General features: G+C 37.1%; 22 protein-coding genes. 17 read left to right on the top strand and 5 right to left on the bottom strand.

What is annotated here, in order from left to right:
• Positions 1-3 precede the first annotated feature (3 nt).
• The 3 genes from H4J66_RS17720 to H4J66_RS17710 are packed head-to-tail and all read left to right on the top strand — an operon-like array spanning position 4 to position 4478.
• On the top strand, positions 4-1143 hold the full coding sequence (locus H4J66_RS17720) for a hypothetical protein (protein WP_182176254.1): 1140 nt from the start codon (positions 4-6) through the stop codon (positions 1141-1143).
• An 18-nt stretch (positions 1144-1161) separates the two neighbouring features.
• A complete protein-coding gene (gene ovoA, locus H4J66_RS17715) occupies positions 1162-3285 on the top strand; it encodes a 5-histidylcysteine sulfoxide synthase (RefSeq protein WP_182176253.1) in 2124 nt (707 codons plus the stop codon).
• Positions 3231-4478: a pyridoxal phosphate-dependent aminotransferase gene (locus tag H4J66_RS17710; RefSeq protein ID WP_182176252.1), complete on the top strand. Its 1248-nt coding sequence runs from the start codon at positions 3231-3233 to the stop codon at positions 4476-4478. The genes ovoA and H4J66_RS17710 overlap by 55 nt, the downstream gene beginning before the upstream one ends.
• A 228-nt stretch (positions 4479-4706) precedes the next feature.
• On the opposite strand, the gene trhA is transcribed toward H4J66_RS17710, so the two are convergent.
• Positions 4707-5342, bottom strand: coding sequence for a PAQR family membrane homeostasis protein TrhA (gene trhA, locus H4J66_RS17705; protein WP_182176251.1), 636 nt, complete (start codon positions 5340-5342; stop codon positions 4707-4709).
• A 220-nt stretch (positions 5343-5562) separates the two neighbouring features.
• Positions 5563-5781 (bottom strand): EF-hand domain-containing protein, encoded by a 219-nt coding sequence (locus H4J66_RS17700; protein WP_070374752.1) that lies wholly within the window; start codon positions 5779-5781, stop codon positions 5563-5565.
• A gap of 203 nt (positions 5782-5984) precedes the next feature.
• Here H4J66_RS17700 and H4J66_RS17695 point away from each other — a divergent pair, with 203 nt between their 5' ends.
• The 4 genes from H4J66_RS17695 to H4J66_RS17680 all read left to right on the top strand — a co-directional run bounded on the left by H4J66_RS17695 (position 5985) and on the right by H4J66_RS17680 (position 10075).
• Positions 5985-6335 (top strand): RidA family protein, encoded by a 351-nt coding sequence (locus tag H4J66_RS17695; protein WP_182176250.1) that lies wholly within the window; start codon positions 5985-5987, stop codon positions 6333-6335.
• A 139-nt stretch (positions 6336-6474) separates the two neighbouring features.
• Positions 6475-7611 carry a hypothetical protein gene (locus tag H4J66_RS17690; RefSeq protein ID WP_182176249.1) on the top strand — a complete coding sequence of 379 codons (1137 nt, stop codon included), beginning with the start codon at positions 6475-6477 and terminating at the stop codon, positions 7609-7611.
• Positions 7612-7618: 7 nt separating this feature from the next.
• Positions 7619-8038, top strand: coding sequence for a phosphate ABC transporter substrate-binding protein (locus tag H4J66_RS17685; protein ID WP_182176248.1), 420 nt, complete (start codon positions 7619-7621; stop codon positions 8036-8038).
• Positions 8039-8134: 96 nt separating this feature from the next.
• Positions 8135-10075 carry an ATP-dependent DNA helicase RecQ gene (locus H4J66_RS17680; RefSeq protein WP_182176247.1) on the top strand — a complete coding sequence of 647 codons (1941 nt, stop codon included), beginning with the start codon at positions 8135-8137 and terminating at the stop codon, positions 10073-10075.
• 79 nt (positions 10076-10154) lie between these two features.
• Here H4J66_RS17680 and H4J66_RS17675 read toward each other — a convergent pair whose 3' ends face one another.
• Together H4J66_RS17675 and ygfZ are read right to left on the bottom strand one after the other, a co-directional pair.
• A complete protein-coding gene (locus tag H4J66_RS17675; protein ID WP_182176246.1) occupies positions 10155-10646 on the bottom strand; it encodes a peptidylprolyl isomerase in 492 nt (163 codons plus the stop codon).
• 36 nt (positions 10647-10682) lie between these two features.
• Positions 10683-11669, bottom strand: coding sequence for a tRNA-modifying protein YgfZ (ygfZ, locus tag H4J66_RS17670; protein ID WP_182176245.1), 987 nt, complete (start codon positions 11667-11669; stop codon positions 10683-10685).
• Positions 11670-11840: 171 nt separating this feature from the next.
• Here ygfZ and H4J66_RS17665 point away from each other — a divergent pair, with 171 nt between their 5' ends.
• A complete protein-coding gene (locus H4J66_RS17665; protein ID WP_146797815.1) occupies positions 11841-12092 on the top strand; it encodes a succinate dehydrogenase assembly factor 2 in 252 nt (83 codons plus the stop codon).
• 373 nt (positions 12093-12465) lie between these two features.
• On the opposite strand, the gene nadB is transcribed toward H4J66_RS17665, so the two are convergent.
• A complete protein-coding gene (nadB, locus tag H4J66_RS17660) occupies positions 12466-14064 on the bottom strand; it encodes an L-aspartate oxidase (RefSeq protein WP_182176244.1) in 1599 nt (532 codons plus the stop codon).
• Positions 14065-14301: 237 nt separating this feature from the next.
• Here nadB and rpoE point away from each other — a divergent pair, with 237 nt between their 5' ends.
• The 9 genes from rpoE to recO all read left to right on the top strand — a co-directional run bounded on the left by rpoE (position 14302) and on the right by recO (position 22367).
• Complete coding sequence (rpoE, locus tag H4J66_RS17655) at positions 14302-14880, top strand: RNA polymerase sigma factor RpoE (protein WP_146797811.1); 579 nt, start codon at positions 14302-14304, stop codon at positions 14878-14880.
• A gap of 82 nt (positions 14881-14962) precedes the next feature.
• The gene (locus tag H4J66_RS17650; RefSeq protein WP_182176243.1) at positions 14963-15583 is read left to right on the top strand and encodes a sigma-E factor negative regulatory protein; all 621 of its coding nucleotides are present in this window, start codon (positions 14963-14965) and stop codon (positions 15581-15583) included.
• Positions 15583-16545: a MucB/RseB C-terminal domain-containing protein gene (locus H4J66_RS17645; RefSeq protein ID WP_182176242.1), complete on the top strand. Its 963-nt coding sequence runs from the start codon at positions 15583-15585 to the stop codon at positions 16543-16545. The genes H4J66_RS17650 and H4J66_RS17645 overlap by 1 nt, the downstream gene beginning before the upstream one ends.
• Positions 16542-17051 (top strand): SoxR reducing system RseC family protein, encoded by a 510-nt coding sequence (locus H4J66_RS17640; protein ID WP_182176241.1) that lies wholly within the window; start codon positions 16542-16544, stop codon positions 17049-17051. Before H4J66_RS17645 ends, H4J66_RS17640 begins: the two co-directional genes overlap by 4 nt.
• A 257-nt stretch (positions 17052-17308) precedes the next feature.
• Positions 17309-19099: a translation elongation factor 4 gene (gene lepA / locus H4J66_RS17635; protein WP_182176240.1), complete on the top strand. Its 1791-nt coding sequence runs from the start codon at positions 17309-17311 to the stop codon at positions 19097-19099.
• A gap of 10 nt (positions 19100-19109) precedes the next feature.
• Positions 19110-20030 carry a signal peptidase I gene (lepB, locus tag H4J66_RS17630; RefSeq protein WP_182176239.1) on the top strand — a complete coding sequence of 307 codons (921 nt, stop codon included), beginning with the start codon at positions 19110-19112 and terminating at the stop codon, positions 20028-20030.
• Between the two features lie 2 nt (positions 20031-20032).
• Positions 20033-20722, top strand: coding sequence for a ribonuclease III (gene rnc / locus H4J66_RS17625; protein WP_070374736.1), 690 nt, complete (start codon positions 20033-20035; stop codon positions 20720-20722).
• A 17-nt stretch (positions 20723-20739) separates the two neighbouring features.
• Positions 20740-21651: a GTPase Era gene (era, locus tag H4J66_RS17620; RefSeq protein WP_070374735.1), complete on the top strand. Its 912-nt coding sequence runs from the start codon at positions 20740-20742 to the stop codon at positions 21649-21651.
• Between the two features lie 29 nt (positions 21652-21680).
• The gene (recO, locus tag H4J66_RS17615; RefSeq protein ID WP_182176238.1) at positions 21681-22367 is read left to right on the top strand and encodes a DNA repair protein RecO; all 687 of its coding nucleotides are present in this window, start codon (positions 21681-21683) and stop codon (positions 22365-22367) included.
• The last annotated feature ends 14 nt before the right edge of the window (positions 22368-22381 follow it).

Genomic DNA, 22381 nt, shown 5'->3' with positions numbered 1-22381 from the left:
CATATGAATAATACAACACTGTTAGCCGTCCAAGCTATTACATTATTACAGAACTATATAAAACAGCTTGGCTTTACTCCTGTCATTCACTTTGAATTAGAAGGTTGTTATCAGCTCGATAGTAAAATAAAAAGATTTTCATTAGATTATCAAAGAATTAACCGTCAGTTAGCGCATGCTGGAATTGACGGAGAATTAGTGCCAGAATATTGGTATAGTCAGTGGGAGTATGTTTCTTTATTTAATGGCCAGTCGCCGTTAAAAGAAGCTAATAATTTAAGCCAAGCGTTACACCTTTTACCTCGTTTTTTTGCCGAACAAGGCATCAGTAAAACATTAATCAAACCAGTTGTCTGGTCTGGCGATAAAGGCAAGTTAGCCAGTGGTAGTGGTGATATTTTCACCACAGAAACACGGGCAGTGCATATCCCTAATGCTGTTCAAATGAATATTAGTGCACTTGATAGCGAAGGTAAAAACATTATTATTGAACGCGGCTTTGGTGAATATTTACAGCAATGCTTTCTAGATACTAGCTTAAATTGTTGTTTAATTTATTTACCTGAAGAAGAAGCTTTTGAGCGATTAGCATTAAAAACTAAATACGGTTTAGCGGCTGAGTTATGTTCACCCGTTGATATTTCAGGCGGACACCAAGGCAGTATTGCCTTGTATAAAGAAGTGGGTAAACATAATCAAGCGATGGGCGAAGAGCCGGTACTTTATAATCACAAAAATGAAGTGCTAGTTAAGCGACAAAATTGGCAAAAAACCGCTCGTATCGAGCATAGAATTGGTGCTTCAAGTATGCAATACAATGCCTATTTTAATATTATTTACTCTTTATTGAACTTAATTGACGCGCTTGAAGTATATAAGATGGATAACTGTCGCAAATTGCTCCGTAAAGAAGTTCATCATCAAGATTTACCTTTTTCATTGTATGATAATACAGTGCAAGAAAAATTGGGCGCAATATCACTATTTGCAAATGATCACTGGTTAAGCGAACGTTTAAATAAGCTATCGGGTCAATTTATAAATGGTGAGCAAATATCAGGACAGTTACTGTTAGGCGACAAATTAAAGCAAATGATTTTAGCGCCGTATCAACAAAAACTTATTCTCACTCATACATCATAATTAATTTAAAAATAAAATATGACACTTATTAATAATCAAAATATTACCCCACATCTTAATGGTTTATCTATAGATGATAAACGCGCCGAGCTAAAAAGCTACTTCCATAACACTTGGACGACTTACGAGTCGTTGTTTGCTTTAATCAACAAAGATGAAGCCTATTATTTACGGCCTGAGACTTTACGCCATCCACTTATTTTTTATTTTGGCCATACGGCCACTTTCTTTATTAATAAATTACTTTTGGGTAAGTACATTAATAAACGTGTTAATACCAAGTTAGAAGCTGTTTGCGCTGTTGGTGTTGATGAAATGAGCTGGGACGATCTCAACAGTGAGCATTACGACTGGCCTAATGTTGATGAAGTAAGAGAGTACCGCCAACAAGTGTTCACTGTGGTTAATAACTTAATTGATACGATGGAAATTAGCTTACCTATCCAACAAGACTCGTTAGCTTGGGTGATATTGATGGGCTGTGAGCATGAACGCATTCATCTTGAGACTTCATCAGTTATTATGCGCATGTTACCGCTAGATTGCTTAACACAGCCATCTGAAGTAGCTGGGCAATGGACAAGTTGTGCTCATTTTTCAATGGCTCCAGAAAACGAATTATTACCTGTTACAGAACAATCTATTGTATTAGGTAAAAAGTTGACCGACGAAACTTACGGCTGGGACAACGAATATGGTGAGTTATCTGTTGATGTTAGTGCTTTTTCAGCGTCTAAATATTTAGTCTCTAATCAAGAGTTTTTAGCTTTTATCGATGCAGGTGGTTACAAAAAGCCACATTATTGGAGCGAAGAAGGGCAAAAGTGGCTAAGTTTCACCAAAGCTGAAATGCCACGTTTTTGGCGAAAAAATAACGATGAATACGTGCAGCGCAACTTGCTTAATGAAATGCCGTTACCTTTGAATTGGCCTGCAGAAGTGAACTACTTAGAAGCGAAAGCTTTCTGCCATTGGAAAAGTGAAAAAACTCAAACAAATATTGCTATGCCTACTGAAGCGCAGTGGCATTGTCTAATGAATAATGCCAGCGATTATGAAGAGCAAGTATTAGGTAATATAAACTTGGCGCGTTACGCTTCTTCATGTCCGATTGATGAATTTTCAACGGGAGATTTTTATGATGTTATTGGTAATGTATGGCAATGGAATGAGTCAGCAATAGATGGTTATGAGGGGTTTAAAGTTCATCCACTTTATGATGATTTCTCTACGCCAACCTTCGATGGTAAACATAACTTAATTAAAGGCGGTTCATGGATTTCTACTGGTAATGAAACTATTCCGTCGTCTCGTTATGCTTTTCGTCGTCACTTTACTCAGCATGCTGGTTTTCGTTATGTTGAAAACATTGATGGCAAAATACCATTAACGCCGGTTAATCGATATGAAACTGATCGGGAAGTTTGTCAGCAACTCGACAGTCATTATGGTGAGCAACATTTAAGTGTTGAAAACTATTCACAACAAGTTAGCCAATTATTGCTCAGTAAAGTAAAAGATCTGGGCATTAATACCGATAAGTTATTGAACTTAGGCTGTAGTGTTGGACGAACGGCTTTTGAGTTGTCAGAGCATTTTCAGCATATTGATGCGGTAGATTTTTCTGCGCGTTATATTCAATTTGGTGTGCAACTTCAACAACAGAAAACACTCCGTCACACCAATGTTATTTCTGGTGACATACAGAGTTTTCATGAGGTGTCTCTTAAGGCTTTATCGCTAAACAACAACACTGACCATATTGTTTTTAGTCAGGGTGATGCGAGCAATTTAAAACCTATTTTTAAAGGTTATGATGCGATTTTAGTTGAGCATGCGCTAGAAAAAAGTTATCAACCCAAACAGTTGTTAGCCACACTGTCTAAGCGACTTAATAAACAAGGTTTACTTTTTGTATTAACCGACCATCAATACTCAGCGAAACATACTGAAAAAGAGAACTGGTTGGGTGGGCTTAAAGTCAATGGTGAAAATGTTATTGGCTTTGATGGTTTACAGGAAAAATTAGCAGAAGAGTTTACTTTTTTAGACGCACAGCCATTAACGCGTGTGATTAAGAAAAATCAATGCACTTTCACCGTAACAACCACCGAAATGTCGGTTTGGCAACGGAAAATATAGCAAGGGTGAAAAATATTTTACCTGCACATATCGCCTTTGGTCAACAGCTTGCAGAAAATCAAAAGGTCACTATTAAGCACAATTTGAGTAACTCTTGCGGACAGTCTTTGTCCGCAGCACAATTGTGTCTTTTAGGTGAAACGAGTCTTGATAATCTTCTGGGTGAACAAGCGTTATCCTATGCGTCGATAAGTGGTAGCCATTATTTGCGATCACTTATTGCTGGTTTTCATCAAGACTATAATCATCATCAAGTTGAGTTAACTGCTGACAATGTTCTAACTTTTTGTGGCGCTCAAGAGGCGTTGTTAGCTATTTACCAAACAGTGCTTGGCGAAAATGAACGAACACAAGATAATTCAGTTGAGCAACAAGCAGCGATTGAAATTGTTGTTATTACACCTTGCTATCCCTCTTTGGTGACGATGGCAGAGCAGATGGGGATTAAAGTAAGGTGCCTTACGGTTGATTTCCAACAAAACTGGCAAATTAACCAAGCGGCACTTTTAGCGCTAGTAAACGAAAATACCCGGCTAATTGTCTTAAATTCTCCCCATAATCCCAGTGGTAGCATAATAGACACCCAATTTTCGGAACAGATATTAGCCATTGCAAAACAGTTCAATTGTTACCTTTTAGCCGATGATGTCTCTCAAGCAAGTAACTATAATGATCTGAAATTAGCTCATCGCTATTTAGATTATGAGCGGACGATTGTTGTATCGGTATTATCGAAAAGTTTTGGTTTGGCTGGGCTACGTATTGGTTGGGCTGTGTCTAAGGATAAATCACTGTTAAAAAAATTATTAGCGGTAAAAGCTCAAGGTTCAATTTGTACTTCAATCGTTGATGAAAAGCTGGCAGAGCTTGCTTTAGAAAACCATGTTAAAATAATCAGTAAAAATAATCTTATTATTAAAGATAATATCGCGTTATTTCAGCAGTTTATCGAAAAAAATCAGTTTCATTTTAGTTGGTGTCCTCCTCAAGCAGGCTTACTTACATTAGTGAAGTGTCACAGAGATTTACCTATGCTTGAATGGGCAGAGCAACTCGCCGAACAAGCGGGAATATTCGCTTACCCATCATGCTTATTTGGACTTACTGGACCATATTTTCGTTTAGGGCTGGGTGCTAAAAACTTTTCAATGATACTGGAATCATTACAAGGATTTGTTGATAGTCGCTTATAGTTGACTGTGAATTGAAAATTGGATTGAAAGCTTAATTAATTTGTTTTTGTTATGAACCTATTAATTAGCAGCATTCTGCATTACCAAAAAAGTTGACGATAACTTGATAATTAAGCCTTAGGGCCTGTAAAATCGATAGCCTTTTAACCGCTGTTTTAGGTACCAATTAATTTATCCTCTTCACCAGCAATTATATTCCTGGTTATTTTTTGTCAGTCGTATCGGCGTTTATAAGTAGATGTAGATCATAAAGAAGTGACATGCTGCACCACCTAAAACAAATAAATGCCAGATAGCATGGTTGAAATGTATACGCTTTTGAACATAAAAAATAACCCCCAAGCAATAAATAATACCGCCAAGAGCAAGTAGTGTTAAAGCTTGATTTGATAATTTTTCATTTAACTGTTCAATAATGGTTATAGATATCAGTCCCATACCTAAGTAGGTGATCAGTGATGTTTTTTTATAGCGGTGGCCAAATTTCATTTTAAAAAACACGCCTAATATAGCCATACTCCAAATAACTGTAAGCATAATGGTACCGAGTTGGTCGTTTAAGGCAACCATCATTAAGGGGGTGTAAGTTCCTGCGATTAACAAATAAATAGCACAATGGTCGAGCAATTTAAAAAGCTTTTTTTTGTTAGGATCCTGAAAAGCATGGTAAAAAGTTGAAGCGGTGAATAATAAAACCAAACTGGCACCGTATACGGCATAACTCACTATTTTTACTAATGAGTTATCGGCAAAAGCTGCAGTGAGTAGCATGTAACAAGCCATAACAGACAATATAGCACCAAGAGCATGAGTCAAGGTGTTGGCTATTTCTTCATTTTTACTGTAACTAGCTTGGCTTGTCATTTGTTATCCTGTTATTTTTCATTATTTCTTTAAATATAATTTCAGTGTACGCGTGTAAGCTGATTTTGGATGATAACAGAAATAACAATTGAAACAAGAGGTCAGACCAATGAATTTAAGGTATAAAAAAAGAGCTTAGTTAAGCTCTTGATTAGATAAAAAATAGTAAAGTTACTTTCTCAACAAATAATTAGAGAAGGGTAATTTTTAATGAAAAACTCTACAAAGCTAACTCAATGACCATAGCTTTGAGTTCTTCTTTGGAAATTGAATTATTATGATTAACATCAAATTTATTAAAAATACTCTCACACATACGGATGCCTTTATCTTGCAAAAGACAGTCAATTAATTCAACAAATTCACTTCGACTAATCGCACCGTCTTTATCTTCATCAAAAAATTCAAATAGTTCGTCAACCCACTGATTAATGTCCATCAGTTATCCTTATAAGTAGTATTGCATCTACTAAATACTTTATCTTTTATTGTGCTATTTGTGAATGATTAATTGCAACATTGTGTTAATAAGCGTGATTTATTATCTACTAGCGTAAAGTTTCGTCACAGCACTAGTCTCAAAGCTACATTTATTAGTTAATAGAGTATATACTTTAACATATTTAATTATGACTAAATAAAATGACAATAATTAGGCAAGAAACAAAAACGCGAATGAGCCGCATCGTTAAGCACAATGGTGTTATCTATTTATGTGGGCAAGTTTGTAAAGATGCGAGCCAAGGCATTGAAGAGCAAACACGTTCAATGTTAGATAAAGTTGATGAATTGCTTGAACAAGCAGGTAGCGACAATAAGCATATTCTATCAGCAACTATTTATATTAAAGATATGAATGATTTTTCAAAAATGAATGAAATTTGGGATAATTGGATCCCTCAGGGATTCGCTCCTGCAAGAGCTTGTGTCAAAGCTTCAATGGCAAGAAATGAATTACTTATTGAAATATCGGTCATAGCGGCTGAAAGATAGTTATTTTTTAAACTTGTTCTCTAACATTTTTAATATATTAATCTATACTTCATTAGTTTACCTGTAAACTAATCGATTTTAATAAAATATAAACATGTAAAAAAATAAGCACATAAAAATACAAACTAAGGTGGATAATATGAAAAGTAAAATAGCGGTACTAGCGCTTGCTAGTAGCTTTATTTCCTATGCGGCTCAAGCAGATATCAATTTAAGTGGCTTTGCTTCAATAACAGGTGGTATTACTACATCGAGTGATGAAAAGTTATATGGTTTTAACGATACATTTGACTTTAAAAATGGTTCTTTACTGGCTATTCAAGCATCAAGTAATATAGGTGAAGGCCTTGATATTACTGCACAAATTGTTTCACGTGGTGAGAATGATTGGGATACTGAATTTGAATGGGCCTACGTTAGCTATAACGTAAACGATAAATTTAGGGTTTTGGCTGGGCGTCAACGAGCACCTTTCTTTATGTACTCAGACTTTTTAGATGTTTCCTATGCCTACCCGTGGATAACACCACCAAAAGGTGTTTACGATTTAATTTTTAATACTTTTGACGGTCTTAGCGGCATATACAGCAGTACTCTTGGAGAATTTGATACGACTTACCACTTTATTGCGGGTAATAACTCTGATGAAATCGAAGTATTTGGTGAAAAATCATCACCTAACATGGATAATATCTTAGGTGGCGCTGCTACCTTTAACAGAGATTGGCTAACCTTGCGAGCTGCTTATTTTAATGCTGATGTATCAATACCTTCAACAGGATTAGATGGACTTGCTAGTAATTGGAATGCCTTTGGTTACCCTGCATTTGCAGACAATACTAGTATTTTTGAAGACAAAGCAACGTTCACTGAACTTGGCTTTCAAATTGACTATGAAGGCATCTTAGTTGTTGGCGAATATACAACGCTTAAAATAGATAATACGATATTAGGAGAAGAAGAGTCTTATTATGTGATGCTAGGTAAGCGCTTTGATAATTATTTAGTACACATTACTTACGGTGTTGATGAAGACACTGCGGTGAACGATTTTACTAGCGTTATACCGTCAGGAACTCCTCTTGACGCTTTAAAATTACCAACACAAAAGACTATAACTGATCAAAAAAATGACTCTAGTTATGTTACTATTGGTTTACGTTGGGATTTTCATAGCTCTGCATCATTAAAATTTGAATATACCGGTTTTAATGATGACCTTAACGGTGCTAATGATGCTGGTTTATTCCGCACTTCACTTGTTACTGTTTTTTAGGGGATTGATGATGAAATATATAAAAGTCACTGCGATCTTACTTTCAATAGGCTTTAGTATAACGGCTTCTGCTGATATTGCTGTTATTGTTAATCCGGCTAATTCTAGTGCGCTTAGCGACAGAGACATATCTCGGATCTTTTTAGGTAAAAATAAGAAGTTTACTAACGGTGCTGCTGTTATGGCAGCCAATTTAAAAGATGAAAGTCCTGCTCGAGAAGAGTTTGAAAGCAAAGTGTTGCAAAAGACTAGCTACCAAGTTAAAGCTTATTGGGCTAAGCTAATTTTCTCTGGTAAGGCGAAACCTTTAGCCAAATTTGACAATGACGCAGATGTTTTAAGTTTTGTTGCTGATAACCCTGATGCTATTGGCTATATCGATGCTGCTAATGTCAGTGATAAAGTTAAAGTGATTAAAACCTTTTAAGTAACTCTGTTATTATAAAACGAGTATCAACAGTGATTTTAAATTGGCTGTTGATATTCGTTTTTGTTTAACTCATTTATTTAATAGGTATTTTTTGTGTTATCTCTTGTTAACTCACTCAAGCAAATCTTTGGTTTTGATGCATTTCGTGATGGACAGCAGCAAACGATTGAGCAGCTCCTCAATAGCCAATCTTCTCTCGCTATATTTCCAACTGGCTCAGGTAAATCATTATGCTATCAGTTAGCGGCTATAGAACTACCTCACTTAACGATTGTTGTTTCACCCTTGCTGGCGCTAATGAAAGATCAATTAGCTTTTTTAGCGACGAAAAATATAGCAGCGGCAAGCATCGATTCAACATTAACTCCACAGCAAAATCAACAAGTCATGGCGGATACGCGTTCAGGTAAAATAAAAATTCTTATGGTGTCGGTTGAGCGTTTTAAAAATGAGCGTTTTCGCCAATTTATTGAGTCTGTGAATGTATCTATGTTGGTTGTTGATGAGGCACATTGTATTTCTGAATGGGGGCATAACTTTCGCCCTGATTATTTAAAACTCCCTAACTATCGTCAAGAACTCAACATCCCGCTGGTGCTTTTGTTGACCGCAACAGCGACCAAAAAAGTCAAGCAAGATATGGCTACTAAATTTGCGATCTTGCCAGAGCACATCGTACAAACAGGCTTTTATCGTCAAAATTTAGATTTGTCGGTGTTAGCGGTTTCAACAAAAGATAAAAATCAAAAATTGCTAACAAGTATCGCTGATCAAACCGGTTGTGGCATTGTTTATGTAACTTTACAGCAAAGTGCTGAGTATGTGGCAAACTTTTTGACGCAACAAGGTTTGAATGCGCAACCTTATCACGCCGGATTTATAAGTGAAAAACGACAGAAAATTCAAGAAGATTTTATGTCGGGAAAAGTAAAGATTATCGTGGCTACTATTGCTTTTGGCATGGGCATAGATAAAGCAGATATCCGCTTTGTTATTCATTATGATTTACCCAAGTCAATTGAAAATTACAGCCAGGAAATTGGCCGAGCAGGGCGTGATGGCTTACCGTCAAATTGTATTACCTTGGCAAATTTAGATGGACTAAATACCGTTGAAAATTTTGTTTTTGGTGATACACCCGAACTGAGTGGTATTGAATGTGTTATAAAAAACGTTCAACAAGAATCCCAAAATGATCGCTGGGAATTACAAGGTTTATCGCTGTCAAATGCCAGTAATATCCGTCAATTACCCATGAGAACCTTACTTGTTCAGTTAGAGCTGCAAGGTGTTATTAAACCGCTATTTTCATATTTTGCCGATTTTAAATATAAATTTACCACCAATAAAGACGAGGTGTTAAATTTATTTGAAGGTGAGCGCAAAGATTTTCTTGCGACTATTTTTAAATACAGCGGTTTTAAAAAAGTATGGGGAGAGCCAGACTTTGAGGCACTATTTCAGCATTATGGCTGTGACCGTGGCCGAGTGATTGTCGCTTTGGAATACCTACAAGAAAAGCAATTGATCACCTTGGAAACAAAAAAAATCACTGAAGTATTCAGTGTTAACAAGGCCTTATTGTCAGCTGATATAATTGCTAAGCCACTACATGATTATTTTGTCGAAAAAGAAGAAAAAGAAATAAAACGTATAGCGACACTGGTGCGCTTCTTTGAATTATCCTCTTGCCTAAGCCGAAATTTATCCTTGTACTTTAATGATAAAAATACCCCTGAAAATTGTGGGCATTGTTCAGTATGCCGTGGAAACGTTGCTAAGCTAAGTTACTCACAAGAAAGTATTCTGCCAGATGACACTGCGATAGTTGACATGCTAACGGCACTTATTCAGCATATGTCGACCAAGCACAAAGGTGTTTTATCTTTAGAAACGATGTGTCGATTTTTAACTGGATTAACCGTGCCGCTTTTTAGTCGTAATAAAATAAAACAGTTATCTGGTTTTGGCTGTTGTGAAAATATTCGCTATCAAGAAGTGCGTGAAAAAGTGATGAATGTGATGAATATTTAACGGCAACTAATTAATAAAAAAGCGAAATATAAGTACTTATATTTCGCTTTTTATTTTTACAACTCAGTATTTATGAGGATTAGTCGTGGTTGTGACCACAATCCCCTTCATCATGGACATGTCCATGTTTCAATTCATCTTCTGTAGCATCACGGACTTCTAAAATTTCTACATCAAATTTTAAATCAATGCCTGCCAAAGGGTGATTTCCGTCAACAGTTATTTCATCATCGGTGACATCAATAACAATAACTGTTTGCTCACCATCATCAGTCGTTGCACGTAATTGTGAACCAACCGCAAGATCTTCAACACTTTCAAACATACTTTTTGGTACGGTTTGTACAAACTCATCGTGGCGATCGCCATAAGCATTTTCAGCGCTAACTGCGACTTCGAATTTATCATCAACAACATGATCTGTTAAAGCATCTTCTAAGCCCGGAATGAGATAACCTGTACCGTGAATGATAGATAAAGGGCTGTGGTCATAAGAGCTGTCGATGAGTGTGTCTTCGCTGTCTGATACGGCATAGTGTAAAACGACAACTTTGTTTTCTGAAATTTTCATGATATGTCCTAAATTTTAAATAAATGTAACTCGCGACTATTCCGCTAAGTTATAAGGCAATTCTACTAAGCTTAATGCTGAGTTTTCGTGGTTTTTAATCCGTAAGTTTGTGGTGCTATCGATATCACTGGCTAAAACAGCCTGTAGATAATAAATGCCATCATCACTAATATAGCTCGCTAAGATGTCACCAGCTTTACGCCAGTTCGCACCTAACTGTTGTTCAATAATATCCCCTGCTTGCAAGGTTATTAACTCATTATTTGCTGATTTACTCTTTAACGAAAATAAAGCGCGTTTGTTTTTTCCTAAATACTGCATGCGAGCAACAGTCTCCTGCCCTAAGTAACAGCCTTTAGTAAAGCTTATGCCGTGAATTGCTTGTAAATTCAACATTTGTGGCACATAAGAAGCAACTGTTTCTGGCGCTAGTAAAGGAAAGCCTTCATTAATTTCGATTAAATTCCACAGCGCTTGAGAATAAGTGGCTAAGGCAAAGTCATTAATAATTTTTTCAGCAGCCTTCGCCTCATCAATTATAAGATAACGTTTTAATTTTCCTGCAAGGTAGACAATAGTGGTACTACCGACTTGTAAAACCGGTGTCAAACTATTAGGTAATTCAACAAACTGTTGATGGAGTATCTCTGTTGCCTTTTTTCCTGCAACCGCATAAAAAACTAACTCTGTGGCTTGTTCAATGGTTACTTTGGCAAATACGCCAAATTTTTTCAGTTCGGCTAGTGATTGGCTAATACTGGTTTTAGGTTGTAAAAGTAAATGAATGTTTTGACGATTTATCAATCTAAACACTGAAAAGACTTTACCTTTAGCGTCGCAATGACCCCCCAATAATAAATTATTATCTGTCAGTGTATTTACATCACAAGTCACTTGTCCTTGTAGGTATTTACTTTGTTCTGCTCCATGTACAGCAATTGCACCATATTCAGCTAAACTAATGATACAAGCATCAGGAAGGTTATCGTAACTAGGTAAGGTATTTTCAACAGAGATTGTCATAATTAAATTGGCATTTTTGTTTTATTGATAGGTTAAATAATGAGGACTTTCTTGTGAAATTCAAGGTGTATATGATATTCGTTAGTTTATTTTTCTAGATCTGATAAACAATATTGTAATGGCAAATGACTTTGTTAGAATAAGCCTAAATTTTACTTTACTGGGTGTTATATGTCTTTAACTGATAATAAACCGCGTTTAAGATGGGCTTGCCGTCGTGGAATGCTCGAATTAGATATACTTTTTATGCCTTTTGTTGAAGAGGCTTATGATTTGCTCTCAGAAAAAGAGAAGCAAGTGTTTGAACGTTTACTGGAAGAGCAAGATCCGGAATTATTTGCTTGGTTTATGGGGCATCAAGTTTGTGAAGACAAAGAACTCAACGCCATGGTGCAACTTATCCTTAAACGAGTTAAAGTTTAATATAGTTGTTGAGCATACGCATAATAAATTTAATCTTATGCGGATGTTCTATGTTGAACCTAACAGTTTCACTCTTGATATAATGGGTGAATGCCAGTTTTCGGCTAAAGGTAAAAGACAGTTAAGCGCGTCTAGTCGTATTGGTTTTTGGGGGTGTTGGTTGGTCTTTGAAGATAATTTACCAGCACCAGTTACCTTGCTGAAAAATCATTTTTTTAAAACGTGTCTTGCAAAACTGAATTTACCCAGTTTTTTTATTTTCAAAACGAGTTTGTCTGCTAAACATTATTCAAGGCTATGCCGTGTTATCGTTAAGTTAAATAACCCAAATTAGGGTGACTAAACTTTTGATAACTCAGCATAACACTTAATATTAAGGACGTAGAATGGTTGGGGTTGCTACCTGACTTAATTCAGGATAATCAAGCGTGTAGTGCAAGCCACGGCTTTCTTTACGTTCCATCGCACATCTAATAATTAATTCAGCTACTTGTACTAAGTTTCTTAATTCTAGTAAATTATTACTGACTCGAAAATTTTGATAGTAATCCTCTATTTCTCTTTGCAATAATTCAACACGGTGCAGCGCTCTTTCTAAACGTTTTGTTGTTCTGACAATACCGACGTAATCCCACATAAATAATCGCAGTTCATGCCAGTTATGTTGTATAACAACTTCTTCATCAGAATTTGTCACGCGACTTTCATCCCAAGCGGGTAACGCAATAATACTCTGTTGACGGTCAATTTTTTGTTCTATGTCTAATGCCGCCGCTCGAGCAAACACTAGACATTCTAATAACGAATTACTTGCCATACGATTAGCGCCATGTAAACCGGTATAAGCGACTTCACCAATAGCATACAAGCTCTCGACATCTGTTTTACCTTGTTTGTTAATCATGACACCACCACAAGTGTAATGGGCAGCAGGTACGACGGGCATAGGCTGTTTGGTAATATCAATGCCTAAAGATTGAGTTTTTTCATAGATATTAGGGAAGTGTTGTTTAATGAAATCAGCCGGTTTGTGGCTAATATCTAAATACATACAATCAGCGCCGAGGCGCTTCATTTCAAAATCTATGGCGCGTGCAACAATATCTCGGGGTGCAAGTTCGGCGCGTTCATCGAAGCTTGGCATAAATCGACTGCCATCGGGGCGACGTAAAAGAGCCCCTTCGCCACGTAATGCTTCCGTTAACAAAAAATTTCCTGCATCGGGATGGAATAAACATGTTGGGTGAAATTGGTTAAACTCCATATTAGCGACACGGCATCCTGCTCGCCACGCCATCGCTATACCATCACCGCTGGCAACCTCAGGATTTGAAGTGTATTGATAGACCTTACTTGCACCACCTGTAGCTAAAATTGTTTTACGGGCAAATATACGTTCAACGCATTCGCTGTTTCGGTTCCAAATGTAGGCACCAATACAACGTTTTTGCTGGTTATTGGTATCGTTTGGTTGTTCACAGACTAAATCAACAGCATTGTAACGTTCAAAGATTCGAATACGGGGGTGATTTTTAACTTGATCAACTAACGTGGTTTGAATGGCTTGGCCTGTGGCGTCAGCAGAATGAAGAATTCTGCGATGACTATGACCACCTTCACGGGTTAGATGGTAACGTAACTCACCTTTTTCATCTTCTTCTTGATCAAAGTCAACACCTTGGCCAATTAGCCATTCCAAACATGTTCGTGCATTTTCAGCGGTAAATTGTACTATTTCTTGGTCACACAAGCCTGCACCAGCAATTAAAGTGTCATTTACATGATCAGCAACACTATCATTCTCATCAAAAACAGCAGCGACACCTCCTTGAGCGTAAAAGGTTGAGCCTTCATTAACCAAGGATTTGCTGAGTACAACGATATCGGCATTATTTGCTAAATGTAAAGCAAGCGTTAAACCCGCGGCACCGCTACCAATAATTAATACGTCACAGTTGTGTTGTTTGTTCATAAAGTTATGATTTTAATGTATTCTACACATAGCATGAATCTTAACGGTTATTTACCTGCGGTAACAGATAAAACGGGCTGTATTTAGAAATAAAGACGAAATTTGGATAGTTTTATGACTTATTTTAATTTTTTTCGAACTTTTTCAAATTAGTGTAGTCCTACTTCATGTGTTTACCATGAGCCAAATGTTGAACCGGATTTTAGAAGTAAGTAATAATTAGGAGTATTGGCTCAGATGAGCGAAATAAACGTTGACCAAAAATTGGTTGAACGAGTACAACGCGGAGATAAAAATGCTTTTAACCTTTTGGTGACAAAGTATCAGCATAAAGTAGCAAATTTAGTGTCGCGTTATGTAAAAAATCACAGTGATGTACCCGATATAGTTCAAGAAGCATTTATTAAGGCCTATAGAGCTTTACCTAATTTTAGAGGAGATAGTGCTTTTTATACTTGGCTTTATCGTATAGCCGTTAATTGCGCAAAGAATCATATGGTGGCGAGTAATCGAAAACCACCGGGCTCTGATATCGAAGTAGAAGATGCTGAAATTTATGATTCAGGTGAAGCTTTACGAGAAAATGCTTCTCCTGAAAAGTTATTGTTAACCAATGAAATCAAAAAAGTTATTTTTGATACCATTGAGCAATTACCCAATGATTTACGAACGGCAATCAACCTTCGAGAGTTAGAAGGGTTAAGTTACGAAGAAATAGCACATATTATGGATTGTCCTGTTGGGACTGTGCGTTCGAGAATATTTAGAGCTCGAGACGCGGTAGATAAAAAAATTAGGCCATTATTACAAAGCTAGTTATTAAGAGTAGTTTTTTGGTATAAAAGATAAAATTAATTTAATTCACACGAATGTAAGTGTTAATTTTTAAGGTGTATATATGAGTGAAGGTAAGTTTGAGACAGTGTCATCTTGTGTTGATAATTTTCAACATAATGATAAAACGTTTGATGATATTATCAACGATGAACATTTGTCGACTACTTGGGATCGTTATCATTTAATTGGAGATGTTTTACGTAATGACACTCCTGATGTTTTACAACTTGATTTATCTGCTGAGATAGCAAAAGCTATTGCCGCTGAGCCCAGCGTTTTGGCACCGAAAACGACTAATATTTTCATGCTTAAGTTAAAAAATAAAGTGGTTGAGTTTGCTAAACCCTTCGGTCAATTGGCGATTGCTGCTTCAGCCGCAGGTTTAATGGTTTTAGGTGTACAAAGTAATGTTGCACAAAATAATGAAACTATTTTACCTAGCCAAATAGTAAAAACTATTCCTATGGCAGGTTTCGCTGAACCGGTAAGCTTGAACTTTCAAGAACCAGACAGAGCTTCACAAAAGCAAGCTTTTATTGATCAACAACGTCGTTTCCATGCTTTGCTGTCTGATCATCAACAACAAATTAAATTAGGTTCACTAACGGTTGATACCACAAATACAGACAATGAAAGTGAAACAACTAGTATTGACAACAAAAAGGCAAATAAAAGTAATTAATGAAATTCTTAAGTTATGTTTTACTGCTGTTAAGCATCAGCTTTTCAGCAGTTGGTGAAGAAAGTGAGTCGGCAAAAATTTGGCTCGAACGTTTATCTAACGCATTAAATCAACTTAATTTTAGCACGTCTTTTGTTGTTGTTAAAAATAATCAAGCTCAGCCATATCACTGGTTTCACGGTGTCGATGAAAGTGGTAAAGAACTTGAGGTACTTTCTTTACTTAATGGACCGCGTCGCGATATTTTACGCAAAGGCAACGTAGTTAGCTATATCGAACCTGAACTGCCTCCTTATTCAGTTACTTCTCAACAAATTAGTGGTCCTATTCCTGCTATTTTAGCGGGCGATATTTCTCGCTTAGAAAATATTTATGACTTCATTTCTGTTGGCCGAAGTCGTGTTTTAGGCCGACCTGCACAATTGATCAGAATAGAGGCAAAAAATACCCATCGTTATGCCTATTGGCTTTGGTTAGACCAACAATCAAGTATGCTATTAAAGTTGTCTATTGTGACGAAACAAGGCCAACAATTAGAACAGATTCAGTTTACGCATCTTGAGATCACAGAAAAACCTTCAGAAAGTGTTTTACAGTTAAATGAGACTGAACTTCCTGTGCTAGTTGATATTCCTGAAGAATACCAACAGCAAGAGCTGCAATGGGATGTTAACTGGTTGCCAGAGGGCTTTACGCAAATTAACGCTAATCGACATAAAATATCACTAACAAAACAACCCGTTGAATTTATGCTGTTGAGCGATGGTTTAGTCGATATTTCAATTTATGTTAATGGTAGTCAAGAAAAACAACGCAATGCTGACTTTGTTATGGACGGAGCTACTTTGGTATTAAACCAAGTGAGCGATGGTATTGAAGTGAGTATTGTTGGAAAAATACCGTTTAAAACAGCGAAGGCTATTGCCGACGCAATCACAATAAAACCACCTCAAAAACCATGATTGAAGAAAACGCTACGGTTGTTGCTATAGAATTAGCGGCGGATGAAAATGCCGGTCTAACCGCTATGCATAAAGTGACTGTGGAGAGTCAAATTAAATCAAGCTGCAGTGGCTGTAAACAGGTTGATAACTGTGGCAGTGGTCAAGTGGCTAAAGCTTTCCCACAAGCTAAACTTAGCTTAGAATTAGAAACTGAATTAGCGGTAAAAATTGGTGATACTGTGGTCTTGGGTTTATCAGACAAGCATTTATTATTAACCGCTTGGCAAGTGTATCTATGGCCATTGATGGGGCTAGTCATCGCGTCAGTATTTGGCCAATGGTTGGTTGAAAATAGCATATTTAGCCACGAGTTATTTGCGATAGCGTTAGGCGTTTTGGGTGGGTACATAGGTTTTGCGCTTGCGAGGCACCAACAAAAACGTGGTAAATATTGTAATTTGTTAATCCCAAAAATTCTCCGTATACATAAGTCAATGATCAATATTGTCGAAATTACCGATTAAAATCTTTGCGACTGATTCTGTGTTCAGTACAAGCCTTTAAAGTAGACGCTTCTGCGTATTAATATTAGCCGTTAAATAACGATTATCTGCGACTAATGCCTAACAATGTACCTATTTTCGACTTGCTTAAACCTCTATCTCGAAGTTGAATGGCTATATACACAAGTTAACACAACATAAAGATAGCCCCAGCGCGCTAAATTCGCTAAAATCTCATCACTATTGAATTAACCACAGCATTATTTGAACTTCCATTTATGAAAAATATACGTAACTTTTCAATTATCGCCCATATCGATCATGGTAAATCTACACTTTCTGATCGCTTGATCCAACATTGTGGTGGCTTACAAGAACGTGAAATGGAAGCACAAGTCCTAGACTCTATGGACATTGAGCGCGAGCGCGGCATCACGATTAAAGCGCAAAGTGTTACGCTTGATTACCTAGCCAAAAATGGTGAAACGTATCAGCTTAACTTTATCGATACGCCGGGTCATGTTGATTTTTCTTATGAGGTTTCGCGTTCACTTGCTTCTTGTGAAGGTGCCTTACTTGTTGTCGATGCCGGACAAGGCGTTGAAGCACAAACTGTTGCCAACTGTTATACCGCCCTTGAAATGGATCTAGAAGTTATTCCAATTTTAAATAAGATTGATTTACCTCAAGCCGATCCGGATCGCGTCAGTGAAGAAATTGAAGATATCATTGGTATTGATGCGACAGGTGCAGTGCAGTGTTCTGCAAAAACTGGCTTAGGTATCGAAGATGTTTTAGAAACCATCGTTGCCAATATCCCTGCGCCAACAGGCGATCCTGCGGGTAACTTACAAGCCTTGATCATTGATTCTTGGTTTGATAATTACCAAGGCGTTGTTTCATTAGTGCGTGTGATGAATGGCGAAGTGAAAAAAGGCGATAAAATGGTGGTCATGTCGACAGGACAAGTTCACCAAATTGATAAAGTCGGAATATTCACACCAAAACAAAAAGAAACGGGTATTTTAAGAACTGGTGAAGTTGGTTTTATTATTGCTGGTATTAAAGAAATACATGGCGCGCCAGTGGGCGATACTATTACCATTCATAAAAAAGAAGCTGCAAAAGCGCTTGCCGGTTTCAAAAAAGTTCAACCGCAAGTTTATGCTGGGATTTTCCCAATAAGTTCTGATGACTACGAAAATTTCCGTGATGCGTTGAACAAGTTAAGTTTAAACGATGCTTCTTTGTTTTTTGAGCCAGAAAACTCATCCGCGCTTGGCTTTGGCTTTCGTATTGGTTTCCTTGGTATGTTGCATATGGAGATTGTTCAAGAGCGTTTAGCGCGTGAATATGATCTTGACCTTATTACAACAGCCCCTACGGTTAACTATGAAATTGCTTGTACCAACGGTGACGTAATATCTATTGATAACCCTGGAGATTTACCGGCTATCAACAGTATTGACGAAATTCGTGAACCTATTGTTGAAGCCAATATCTTAGTACCCCAAGAACACTTAGGTAATGTTATTACTTTATGTATCGAAAAACGCGGTGTGCAAAAAGATATTATTTATCACGGAAAACAAGTAGCGGTAAGATATGAGCTGCCTATGGCTGAAGTGGTCATGGACTTTTTTGATAAGTTAAAGTCAACCAGTCGAGGTTATGCTTCACTTGATTATAATTTTATCCGCTTCGAAGCTGCCGACATGGTGCGCGTTGATGTGATGATAAATGGCGATCGTGTTGATGCTTTAGCAATGATCACCCACAGAGGTAACTCGGTCGCACGTGGCCGTATGCTAGTCGATAAATTAAAAGAACTTATTCATCGTCAAATGTTTGATATTGCTATTCAAGCGGCGATTGGTAATAACGTTATTGCTCGTACTACCGTTAAGCAATTACGAAAAAATGTTACTGCAAAATGTTATGGTGGTGATATTTCTCGTAAGAAAAAACTACTTCAAAAACAAAAAGATGGTAAAAAACGTATGAAACAAGTTGGTAACGTTGAAGTACCGCAAGAAGCGTTTTTAGCTGTACTTAAATTAGAAAGTTAGTAGGGAAGTTATGGCTGTTTATTTTTCAATATTTCTCGTTATTATTACTAGTATCACTGGCATTGTTTGGTTAGCTGATAAGTTTTATTTAGCGCCACAACGTAAATTAAAATTAGCTGACGCTCAAGCCCAATGTCAAGAAGTGTTGCCAGCTGACGTTATCACTAAATTAGCAGAGCCTTCAGCAATTGTTGATACGTCGGTACAAATATTTCCGGTTATCGCTTTTGTTTTGATTTTACGTTCTTTTTTATGGGAACCGTTTCAAATACCTTCGGGCTCTATGATGCCAACATTACTTGATGGCGATTTTATTTTAGTCAATAAATTCGTATATGGATTACGCGATCCTGTTGCACGTAATAAATTTATTGAGGTCGGGCTACCAGAGCGTGGCGATGTGGTGGTCTTTAAATATCCACAAGACCCAAAGATTGATTATATTAAGCGTGTTATTGGTTTACCTGGCGATAGAATTATTTATCGTAACAAATCCATATATATTAAGCCTGCTTGTCAAGAAAGTGACGTTAAATGCCCAGACTTTGAGCAAGTAATAAACACCTTTAAAAAAGAAAATGAGTCACCTGACGGTTCATACGGCCTGAGCCGTTACACGGCTGATATGCCAAACAAGACACATGATATTTTAGTGGATAATCAAATACTGCCACGCACGCAGCACTTTTATCAACAGAGAAATACCCAACGTGATGAGTTCTTTGTACCTGAAGGTCATTATTATGTGATGGGGGATAACCGCGATAATAGCCTTGATGGACGCTTTTGGGGCTTTGTACCCGAAGAAAATCTTGTTGGCGAAGCCGTAGCAATTTGGATGAGTTTTGATTTTGATCGTGACGAAGATAGTTTTTTACCTAAGTGGATACCGACTAATGTCAGGTTTTCACGTTTAGGTGGAATAAACTAATCGTGAAAAGCTCAGCAGTCGCACTAACTAGACTCAGTAAAAAGTTAGGATACACCTTTAATGATAATGACTTATTGCTTCAAGCATTAACACACCGAAGTGCTAAAGGAACTCATAACGAACGTTTAGAATTTCTGGGCGACTCTATACTTGGTTTTGTCATTGCTGAAGTACTTTATCAGCAATTTCCTTCTCATGACGAAGGTGATTTAACACGTATGCGCTCTAGCCTTGTGCGAGGTGTTACCTTAGCTGAAATTGGCCGAGGCTTTAATTTAGGCGAATACTTAATTTTAGGCCCAGGTGAATTAAAAAGTGGTGGTCATCGTCGAGATTCCATTTTAGAAGATGCCGTTGAAGCAATTATCGGCGCTGTCTATTTAGATTCAGATAACGACACCACTAAAGCGTTAGTGCTTAGCTGGTTTGCTGAACGATTAGATATTATTAGACCCGGTAACGAACAAAAAGATCCTAAAACACGTTTACAAGAATATTTACAAGCACGTAAAATTGCTTTACCACTTTATGAAGTCATTCACACCAGTGGTCAGTCTCATAATCAACAGTTTACTGTGCGATGTACAACCAATGTGATAAACACCGAAGTGATCACTAAAGGCACTAGCCGTCGTAAAGCCGAACAAGCCGCAGCGCAACAAGTACTCGCGCTCATTTTTGATAAAAAATAACTCAGCGAAATATTATCATGACAAGTGAAAATAAACATTGTGGCTTAATTGCTATTGTCGGTCGTCCTAATGTTGGTAAATCAACATTGCTTAACAGCTTGTTAGGCCAAAAAATTAGTATCACCTCACGCAAGCCACAAACGACACGCCATCGTATTTTAGGAATTTTAACAGAAGAAAATAAACAAGCGGTATTAGTTGATACTCCTGGTTTGCATTCTGATGAGAAACGCGCGATTAATCGCTTAATGAATCGTGCTGCAAGTAGTTCAATAGCAGAAGTCGAATTAGTGGTTTTCTTGGTTGAAGGTACACATTGGACAACTGATGACGAACTTGTGCTTAGTAAGATAAAAAAATCTGGCGCTCGTTGTATCTTAGTGATTAATAAAATCGATAATGTCCAAGATAAGGAATCATTATTACCTCACTTGCAGAAATTAGGCGAGAAGCACAACTTTAGTGATATCGTACCTATCTCTGCAGCGAAAGGCGATAACGTTGATACCATTCGTCAACTTTGTCTTAGTTCACTGCCCGAAGGTGATTTCTGGTTCCCAGATGATTATGTTACTGACCGTTCAAGTCGTTTTATGGCTTCTGAAATTATTCGTGAAAAACTTATTCGTTTCACCGGCGATGAATTACCCTATTCAACGACCGTTGAAGTTGAACAATTTAAAATGGACGAAAAGGGTATCATCCATATTAATGCGCTGATTTTAGTGGAACGAAAAAGTCAAAAGCGTATGGTTATAGGTAATGGTGGGGAGCGACTTAAAACAATTGGTCAAGAAGCTCGTCGTGATATGGAAGCGCTTTTTGAACAGAAAGTGTTTCTTGAAACTTGGGTGAAAGTGAAATCTGGCTGGGCTGATGATGAACGTGCACTGCGTAGTTTAGGCTATGGGGATGAATATTCAGGTTAGATTTCGAACCGTCTACTGGACTAAAAATAATGGAAGAATTTGAGCAAAGTGCTTTTTTATTGCATTCACGACCTTATCGTGAAAATCAAATATTGCTTGAATTCTTAACCGCTCAACAAGGAAAAGTGTCTGCTATTTCTTATTTAGGTAAGTCCTTAAAATCTAATAAAAAAGCTTTACTACAACCTTTCTCTCCGCTAAAAATTGTTTTGAAAGGTCAAGGCAGCCTCAAGTATTTACAACGTGTCGAACCCGAAAGAAAATCCTACCAGCTCAGTGGTAATTACCTCTACAGTGGCTTTTACCTTAACGAGCTACAAGTGCGTCTACTGGGTGAACATATCCCTTATGACGAACTTTTTAGTCAATATCAACAAAGTATTGAACAATTATCGGAACAACGTTCAATTGAATTTATATTGAGGAATTTTGAAAATAGATTACTAGAAGAATTAGGGTTAACTATTGATTATTCAACGATATTTTCAGAAAATAATCATCGTTATCATTATTTCCCAGAACAAGGTTTTGTCCCAATAATAAGCAATCAGGTACAGACCGGTTACAATGCTGTGCATTTAAAAGCGATAGCCGAAGAAGATTTATCATCTAAAGACGTCATGCAAACGTATAAAGTGCTGATGCGGCAAATTATTAATCATTTACTAGATGGTAAACCACTTAATAGCCGGAAATTATTTACAAAAAATTCATAAATTTAAGAGATAAA

This window comes from Colwellia sp. MB3u-55 (genome assembly GCF_014076785.1).
In the GTDB taxonomy this organism is placed as follows: domain Bacteria; phylum Pseudomonadota; class Gammaproteobacteria; order Enterobacterales; family Alteromonadaceae; genus Colwellia_A.
This window is presented reverse-complemented; position numbering and strand designations above follow the sequence as displayed.

Excerpts from the sequence above, each read along its gene's own strand:
- H4J66_RS17720 (WP_182176254.1), top strand. The coding sequence starts at position 4 with ATGAATAATACAACACTGTTAGCCGTCCAAGCTATTACATTATTACAG.
- ovoA (WP_182176253.1), top strand. The coding sequence starts at position 1,162 with ATGACACTTATTAATAATCAAAATATTACCCCACATCTTAATGGTTTA.
- H4J66_RS17710 (WP_182176252.1), top strand. The coding sequence starts at position 3,231 with ATGCACTTTCACCGTAACAACCACCGAAATGTCGGTTTGGCAACGGAA.
- trhA (WP_182176251.1), bottom strand. The coding sequence starts at position 5,342 with ATGACAAGCCAAGCTAGTTACAGTAAAAATGAAGAAATAGCCAACACC.
- H4J66_RS17700 (WP_070374752.1), bottom strand. The coding sequence starts at position 5,781 with ATGGACATTAATCAGTGGGTTGACGAACTATTTGAATTTTTTGATGAA.
- H4J66_RS17695 (WP_182176250.1), top strand. The coding sequence starts at position 5,985 with ATGACAATAATTAGGCAAGAAACAAAAACGCGAATGAGCCGCATCGTT.
- H4J66_RS17690 (WP_182176249.1), top strand. The coding sequence starts at position 6,475 with ATGAAAAGTAAAATAGCGGTACTAGCGCTTGCTAGTAGCTTTATTTCC.
- H4J66_RS17685 (WP_182176248.1), top strand. The coding sequence starts at position 7,619 with ATGATGAAATATATAAAAGTCACTGCGATCTTACTTTCAATAGGCTTT.
- H4J66_RS17675 (WP_182176246.1), bottom strand. The coding sequence starts at position 10,646 with ATGAAAATTTCAGAAAACAAAGTTGTCGTTTTACACTATGCCGTATCA.
- ygfZ (WP_182176245.1), bottom strand. The coding sequence starts at position 11,669 with ATGACAATCTCTGTTGAAAATACCTTACCTAGTTACGATAACCTTCCT.
- H4J66_RS17665 (WP_146797815.1), top strand. The coding sequence starts at position 11,841 with ATGTCTTTAACTGATAATAAACCGCGTTTAAGATGGGCTTGCCGTCGT.
- nadB (WP_182176244.1), bottom strand. The coding sequence starts at position 14,064 with ATGAACAAACAACACAACTGTGACGTATTAATTATTGGTAGCGGTGCC.
- rpoE (WP_146797811.1), top strand. The coding sequence starts at position 14,302 with ATGAGCGAAATAAACGTTGACCAAAAATTGGTTGAACGAGTACAACGC.
- H4J66_RS17650 (WP_182176243.1), top strand. The coding sequence starts at position 14,963 with ATGAGTGAAGGTAAGTTTGAGACAGTGTCATCTTGTGTTGATAATTTT.
- H4J66_RS17645 (WP_182176242.1), top strand. The coding sequence starts at position 15,583 with ATGAAATTCTTAAGTTATGTTTTACTGCTGTTAAGCATCAGCTTTTCA.
- H4J66_RS17640 (WP_182176241.1), top strand. The coding sequence starts at position 16,542 with ATGATTGAAGAAAACGCTACGGTTGTTGCTATAGAATTAGCGGCGGAT.
- lepA (WP_182176240.1), top strand. The coding sequence starts at position 17,309 with ATGAAAAATATACGTAACTTTTCAATTATCGCCCATATCGATCATGGT.
- lepB (WP_182176239.1), top strand. The coding sequence starts at position 19,110 with ATGGCTGTTTATTTTTCAATATTTCTCGTTATTATTACTAGTATCACT.
- era (WP_070374735.1), top strand. The coding sequence starts at position 20,740 with ATGACAAGTGAAAATAAACATTGTGGCTTAATTGCTATTGTCGGTCGT.
- recO (WP_182176238.1), top strand. The coding sequence starts at position 21,681 with ATGGAAGAATTTGAGCAAAGTGCTTTTTTATTGCATTCACGACCTTAT.